Origin of the sequence: uncultured Caballeronia sp., assembly GCF_964243625.1 — a bacterium.
Lineage (GTDB): Bacteria > Pseudomonadota > Gammaproteobacteria > Burkholderiales > Burkholderiaceae > Caballeronia.
In genome coordinates, this window is the sequence record NZ_CAXTGZ010000303.1 from 1 (window position 1) to 7,044 (window position 7,044).

The following is a 7,044-nucleotide window of genomic DNA, read 5'->3' on the forward strand; positions in this document are numbered from 1 at the left end:
GGACTGTTCGTTGGCAACATAGAGCATTCGACCGTCGTGACTGAGACAGATGAATCTGGGGCACTGCCCCTGAGCGTCAGTCCAGCGTGCCTTTGACGGGATGCCAGTTGCTCCGTCAAGCGCGACCGTCGCGATGCTGTCGTGGCCGCGATTCGATATGTAGAGGGCGGTTGCGTCGTGCCGTATCGCGATGCCAGCGGCCCGTGACAACTTGTGGCTGTCACAAGGCACAACAGACATCGTGTGTAACGGTTTGAGTGCACCGGATAGTGGGTCGAAGGACCATGCCGTGAGCGTTGAATCGAGTTCATTTGCGACGTAAATCATCGCAAGGGTCGGATGGAAGACCGCATGGCGCGGCCCCGCGCCTTCCCGCGCCCGGCCGGATGTCGGAATTGGCATGCTATCTACACCGTCCCACCTGACTGCAAAAACTGTATCCAGTCCCTTGTCGGGCACGATGTGCCAGTCAGTGTTGTAACGTCGCGTCACGAATCGTGAGATGTGATGCGGATGCGACGAAACCTGTTCGATTCGATGTGGACCGGCGGCACCAGGAAAGTGGACCGACGAAGCAACATTGCCCAGTGATCCGTCGGGATCGATCGGAAGCTGCGCCGCATTTCCAGTTGCATAGTTGGCGACGACCAGCGACTCTCCGCTTTGAGACAGAGCGAGGTGTACCGGATTGCGCCCCCCGCACGGTTGACGATTCAAAGCGGTTAGTTTTCCAGTTGTTGCGTTGACCGCGTAGCTGCTTACTTCGGTGCCGTCGCCGTGCACGGCATAGAGAATGTTCTGGGCCTCGTTCAAAGTCAGGAAGCTTGGGTTTTCCAGTGGCTCGAACGATTCGACGTGTTCCCAGGATCCAGACGAAGGACCCACCGCGTAGACTCCGATACCCTTGCCGCGTGCGTTTCTCTCGCGTGTCGTTCGGCATCCGACGTAGGCGAAGACGGGTGCCATTTTTACGCCGCCTCTAACATTTCGTCTGAGATGCGCGGCAGCAGTCCACCGGCATTGAAGATTTCCGCTTCTTCTTCGGTGTCGATGCGGCATTTGACCGGCACAGTGACCACGTCGCCGTTTTTGCGCCTGATTTTCAGGCCGAGCGTCACGCCGGAAGACACGTCTCCCCCCAAGCCCTCAACCGAGTAAATTTCCGACCCATCGAGCTGGAGTGTCAAACGGTCGGTGCCTTCCGCGAATTCCAGCGGCAGCACACCCATGCCAACGAGATTCGAGCGATGAATGCGTTCGAAGTTTTCGCAGACAACCGCACGCACGCCGATGAGTCGCACGCCCTTGGCTGCCCAATCGCGCGACGAGCCAGAACCGTAGTTTTTCCCTGCGATCACGATTAACTCCTGTCCGCGAGACAGGTACAGCTCAGCCGCATCGAACAAACGCATGATCCTGCCCTCCGGCTCAAGTCGCGTGAGCGAACCTTCCTGACCATTAGCCATCTCGTTATGAAGACGGTTGTTCGCGAAGGTCGCCCGGATCGCCACCCGATGATCGCCGCGCCGCGTGCCGTACGAGTTGAATTCCGCCGGCTCAACGCCGTGCTCGATCAGGTATTCGCCCGCTGCGCTTTCCGGAAGGATCGCACCTGACGGTGAAAGGTCGTCGGTCGTAACGTTGTCGCCAAACACACCGATGGCCCGCATGTCCGCAAATCTGGCCGCGCTGATGAGATCGGGTTGCCAGTAAGGCGGCCGGCAGATGTAGTTGCTGTCCTCGCGCCACGGAAAGCGTGCCGGCACCGCGGCTTGGCCATGCACACGCTCGCTCTTGCGGAACATCTCCGTATAGATCTTGAGATACTGCTCGCCGTGCACACTTGCCTTCAGTAGCGTATCGATCTCCTCGTCAGACGGCCACAGATCCTTGAGATAGACCGGCGCGCCGGTCTTGTCTGTTCCCAGCACACCGTTCTCGATGTCCACGTGAATGGTCCCGGCGATCGCATACGCCACGACCAGCGGCGGAGAGGCAAGAAAAGCTTCCTTCACGCGCGGATGAATACGTCCATTGAAATTGCGATTGCCCGAGAGGACAGCCACTGCATGCACATCACGGCTCACAATGTCCGCTTCAATTTTTTTCGAAAGCGGACCAGACATGCCGTTGCAGGAAGTGCAGCCGAAGCCGATGATTCCAAACCCGAGTGCTTCAAGCGGCTCCATCAGTCTCGCTTCACGCAGGTAGCTTTCGACCGGCTTCGATCCGGGTGCGAGAGAGGTCTTAACCCACGGTTTGCGCTCGAGGCCGAGCTCCACAGCCCGGCGGGCGACCAGTCCGGCGGCAATCATGTTGCGCGGGTTGGAGGTGTTCGTGCAACTCGTGATCGCCGCAATGACGACGGCCCCGTCATAGAGTTTGACCGGGCTCGCCGGATCCGGCTGCTCGGCTACAGCTTCGGCCGGACGCGCGATACCCTTCGAGATGAGACTGGAGAGCGGCACGCGGTCGTGCGGATTGGCCGGCCCGGCCAGTGCGCGGCCGACGGTTGACAGGTCGAATGACAGGACCCGGTCATATTCGGCATGGGCGAATGCATCGGCCCAAAGCCCCTGTGCTTTCGCATAGGCTTCGGTCAAGGAGATTTGCGCTTCGGTGCGCCCAGTCAGGCGCAGGAAATCGAGCGTTTTTTCGTCGATCGCGAATAGCGCGGCAGTCGCGCCGAACTCCGGAGCCATGTTCGAGATGGTCGCTCGGTCACTCAACGTCATAGCGCGAGCGCCATCGCCGTAGAACTCGATGATCGTGCCAACCACTTTTTGCTTGCGCAGGAACTCCGTGATTGCGAGGACCAGATCGGTCGCCGTAATGCCAGGTTGCCGGAAACCCTTGAGCTCTACACCGACGATGGTCGGCAGGCGCAACCATACGGCACGACCGAGCATCACCGATTCAGCTTCGATACCGCCAACGCCCCAGCCCAGTACTCCCAGCGCATTGATCATCGTGGTGTGGCTATCGGTTCCCACCAGCGTGTCGGGAAAGGCAACGCCGTCTTTTACCTGAATGACCGGCGACAGATGTTCGATATTGACCTGGTGCAGGATCCCATTGCCTGGCATCAGGACGTCGAGATTTGAGAAAGCCTGCTTGCACCATGCGAGGAATTCGAAACGTTCGGCGTTTTTGCTTCTCTCAATTGCCATATTCTTGGCCATCGCCTCTGGGTCCGTCCCCGCCACCTCAACATTGAGCGAGTGGTCTACCACGAGATGCGTCGGCACCACCGGGTTGATAGCGGATGGATCGCCGCCGGCTTCGGCCACTGCATCACGCATCCCGGCGAGATCCACAAGCGCTGGGGTGCCAAGTAAATCCTGCAACACTACGCGCGACGGGTAGTAGGGAAAGTCAACGTCGTGACGGCGCGCGGCCAACGCCGAGAGATACGTCCTGGCTTCAGGGCCGGGCTGCCTGCGCACGATGTTTTCGGCAAACACACGAACGCAATATGGCAGGCGGGCAAATTGAGCGGCATCGAGCGACTGCGTCGCATCAACGACTCTGACGAAATCTACCGTCTGGCTAGGAAGAGGATTGCGGGGCATTTGAGCGTTCTCCGGGGAAGTGCAGTGCGATCTAAGTTTTGATTAATGCATTCTATGATCATAAAACGCAATAAGCAAGCGCAAATTTTGTCAGCGCTCGCCCGCTATGGTTAGCTGCTTCGCTATCTTGCATAGCAAAAATAGGGGTTTACACTGCTCGCCTGACACGTCCTTGCACAAAGCCAAAGTGCGTTATATGATTATAAAACGCAATCTTTAACGTCCTGAAAGTAACTGTTTCCCCCCATGACGACGCGGCAGATATGGTGGGTGCAGCCAGTGAGTGCCCGACACGATCCCGATCGGAGCGAGCGATGGCAAAATCCCTGATGGACCTTTCAGATGCGCCGCCTCTCTTGACGGTCGTGAACGGTCATGGACTGCCTCTATCCCATATGGACTTAACCGAACGATCGCCCGCACCCCTGACCCCGCTGCAGACACGGGTGATCCGCGAAATCTTGTCGCTCGCACGACGCGACGACCTGTCGGCGGGCGACAGACTTGCTGAATCAGTGCTTGCGGAAAGGATTGGGACATCCCGCTCACCCGTCAATGTTGGCCTGCATCACCTGGTTTCACTGGGCGTTGTGTTCTACGACGCGAACCGGGGCTTCTTCATGGCAAAACCGGCGCGGGAAGTAACCGATGTCGCGGCGCAGTTTTTCGATGAGCCTGAAGAGCCGTTGTATTTGAAGATCGCTGACGACCGACTCGCCAAGCGTTTGCCGGACGTGATATCCGAAGCGGATCTGATGCGGCAATACCAAGTGTCGCGAAGCGCGCTGCGCAGGGTTTTGTCGTTGATGCAGGAGGAAGGATGGCTAGAGAGACAGGTGGGGCATGGCTGGCAATTCATGCCGATGATCGACTCCGTTGAAGCGTACGAGGAGAGTTACCTGTTTCGCGCAGCGATCGAACCTACCGGCGTGTTGTCGCCGATGTTCCGCGCCGACAGGGATGAATTGAGGGAGTTACAGCGCAGACAGCAATTCATTGTCGACGGAGGCTACCTCACGATGAACTCCATCGAGCTTTTTGAAGCGAACAGCGACTTCCACGAAACGATTGCCAAATGGTCGGGAAACCGGTTCATCGCCCATTCGGTTCGCCGGATGGATCGGCTGCGCCGACTGGTGGAATATCGCCAGGCCAAAACCCGCAAACCACGTCAGGAGCAGGCGCTCGAACATCTCGCAATTCTCGACGCGATTGAGCATCAAGATCTTCTGAAGGCGGCGGCATTGCTTCGCGATCACATCGAGGGCGCCCGTCGCGCAAAGGTTCGTTCAAGTGAAGTATTCGCCACGCGGTAAATAGCGTTGCGGACGCTGGCGGCATTTCCGCCGCCTTTTTTACCTAATAGTGCGTTTTATGATCACAAAAATATTAAGCGTTTTTGATAAGAGCGTTCATCTTGTCGTGGTGTTCGTTGATTAGACACTATAGCTCCTACGTTTCGAAAGTGGTGATCTGCGTTTTGTGATCGTCAAACGTTTACATTTCTCGCCGCCGTCCTTGGGATGCGGTAGACCGGCCACCGGGCTGCGTCTGTTCGGTGCGCATGACTATATGGAGACAACCATGTCATACCGTAGAGGTTGGATAGCCGTGTTTTTGTTTTCGCTGTCAATGATTAACTACATGGACCGGATCGCATTATCGATAGCGGCCAAGCCAATTGCGAGCGAATTCAAGCTCTCAGCCGTGGGTATGGGTTATCTCTTTTCGTCGTTCATCTGGAGCTACGCTCTTTTTCTCATTCCGATGGGTATTCTCATTGACCGGTTTGGTACCAAGCGTATGGCCGGCGTCGGGATTTTCGTCTGGTCGGCTGCAACGGCCCTCACGGGCGCGGCCAGCAGCTTCGGAAGTCTCCTGCTGGCGCGATTAGTGATGGGCGCAGGCGAATCAGTCAGCAACCCTGTCGGCGCGAAGGTCATTCGACAGTGGATACCGGCAAACGAACGGGGGATGGTCACTTCAGTGTTTAACAGCGGATCCTATGCAGGGCCAGCGATCTGCTCGGTAATACTCGGCTCACTCGTTGCTCTCTACGGGTGGCGCATGTCTTTCGTCATCGCAGGAGGGATTGGCTTCGTATGGCTCGCGGCCTGGCTGGCATTTTTTAACTCCCCAGAAAATGCTCGTTGGCTCAAGGCGGAAGAGCGCGAAAAGATTGTTCGCGAGCGCAACCCCGCGCCAATCAACGCGAGCGCACTTCATGCCGAATCATCTGGTCTTCTGTCATTGATGCGCACCCCGACCTTGTGGGGACTCGCTCTCACCCAGGGCTGCAACGTCTACACCCAGTACCTGTTCCTTACCTGGCTGCCAAGCTACCTTCAGGTGAGTCGCGGTCTGAGCATTACGCATACTGGTCTCTTCTCCGCAGTTCCCTATGCGGCTGCCGTCGTGCTTTGCGTCTTCGTCGGTCGTCTGAGCGATCAGTACCTGAAGAAAAGTGGAGTCGGCACAGGCCGGCGTCGCAATGCGGTCGCGCTATCCATGCTTGCCGGTACGGCCATTCTCGCAGTGCCCTTCACCTCTAACCTTGCCGTTCTGCTGGTTGTCTTCTCGATCACCCTAACTGGTATCGCATCCACGACATCGCTCAATTTTGCGTTGCTGAACGATCTGCTTCCCAATTCACGCGATGTAGCGAAGGCAATGGCGTTCGTCGTGGTAGGCGGAAATATTTTCGGCATGATTGCGCCAATCGCCACCGGCTACGTAATCGCTGCGACGGGCAGCTACGACTGGGCATTCGGTATCGCAGGACTGCTGTTGCTAGTAGGCGCGACTGTTGTGATTACGATGACCCGCTCCCCAATGGCTGCTCCCCCTAAATCAGTCAAGGTAAGGGCAACCGCATAGCTCGAGGAGGAAACCTCAGTAGGGTTGCGCTCGGTAAACAGTTGACACTGTTCTTTTCGAACTCATCGCCGTGAATACCTACACTATCAGGCAGTTTGAAAACGCGATGAACTGCTGGCGTGAGCATAAAGCGTCGTGTGAGGATGCGGCACTACGTCCGCGAGCAGGCGTACTTGCAGATACTTACAGCGCTATGATTTACCAGCGCGCCGAAACTGTCTTGGCTAACACTCTATCCCTTAAAGAACGAGGCGTTGAACCCAACTCTGAGCCAGCTACCGCTTTCGCTGTAGGTCGCATTACTAGATCTGTCGCGCGAACATCGATGCCATCCGATCCGCTAACGTGGTCATGGCGAACCTGAACGATTTTCGGGGGCTCGGTGAGCCAGATAGCTGTACGGCGTTTGAGGTTGGTTTTGCAACCGCGTCGGCAAGCCTATATGGGCATATCGGTCTTACGCTCGATCGCTTGTCGAACAGATCGCTAAAACGTCCCACCCGGCTTCCTCCCTCCCTATGTGCGCGCGAGAATTCGTCGGTGAAGACTCTGGCCTAAGCGTCAATTTGATGTTGGCCAGTTCGGTGTGCTGGAT

At 57.1% G+C, this 7,044-nt stretch carries 6 protein-coding genes; 4 read left to right on the plus strand and 2 right to left on the minus strand.

What is annotated here, in order from left to right; translation table 11 throughout:
• Together ACFFAR_RS19660 and acnA are read right to left on the minus strand one after the other, a co-directional pair.
• A partial coding sequence (locus ACFFAR_RS19660; protein ID WP_375508307.1) for a lactonase family protein occupies positions 1 to 966 on the minus strand: 966 nt, incomplete at its 3' end.
• Between the two features lie 2 nt (positions 967 to 968).
• Complete coding sequence (gene acnA / locus ACFFAR_RS19665; RefSeq protein WP_375508308.1) at positions 969 to 3,572, minus strand: aconitate hydratase AcnA; 2,604 nt, start codon at positions 3,570 to 3,572, stop codon at positions 969 to 971.
• A 314-nt stretch (positions 3,573 to 3,886) separates the two neighbouring features.
• Between acnA and ACFFAR_RS19670 the strand changes: the two genes are divergently transcribed.
• The 4 genes from ACFFAR_RS19670 to ACFFAR_RS19685 all read left to right on the plus strand — a co-directional run bounded on the left by ACFFAR_RS19670 (position 3,887) and on the right by ACFFAR_RS19685 (position 7,007).
• Positions 3,887 to 4,888, plus strand: a complete 1,002-nt coding sequence (locus tag ACFFAR_RS19670; protein ID WP_375508309.1) for an FCD domain-containing protein — start codon at positions 3,887 to 3,889, stop codon at positions 4,886 to 4,888.
• 268 nt (positions 4,889 to 5,156) lie between these two features.
• Positions 5,157 to 6,449, plus strand: coding sequence for an MFS transporter (locus ACFFAR_RS19675; protein WP_375508310.1), 1,293 nt, complete (start codon positions 5,157 to 5,159; stop codon positions 6,447 to 6,449).
• A gap of 70 nt (positions 6,450 to 6,519) precedes the next feature.
• Complete coding sequence (locus ACFFAR_RS19680; RefSeq protein ID WP_375508311.1) at positions 6,520 to 6,813, plus strand: DUF3717 domain-containing protein; 294 nt, start codon at positions 6,520 to 6,522, stop codon at positions 6,811 to 6,813.
• Entirely contained in the window at positions 6,801 to 7,007 is a 207-nt protein-coding gene (locus ACFFAR_RS19685) for a hypothetical protein (protein WP_375508312.1), read from the plus strand. Before ACFFAR_RS19680 ends, ACFFAR_RS19685 begins: the two co-directional genes overlap by 13 nt.
• Positions 7,008 to 7,044: the final 37 nt, after the last annotated feature.

Bases quoted from the DNA above. Each gene is read 5' to 3' on its own strand.
- ACFFAR_RS19670 (WP_375508309.1), top strand. From the start codon at position 3,887: ATGGCAAAATCCCTGATGGACCTTTCAGATGCGCCGCCTCTCTTGACG.
- ACFFAR_RS19675 (WP_375508310.1), top strand. From the start codon at position 5,157: ATGTCATACCGTAGAGGTTGGATAGCCGTGTTTTTGTTTTCGCTGTCA.
- acnA (WP_375508308.1), bottom strand. From the start codon at position 3,572: ATGCCCCGCAATCCTCTTCCTAGCCAGACGGTAGATTTCGTCAGAGTC.
- ACFFAR_RS19685 (WP_375508312.1), top strand. From the start codon at position 6,801: ATGGCGAACCTGAACGATTTTCGGGGGCTCGGTGAGCCAGATAGCTGT.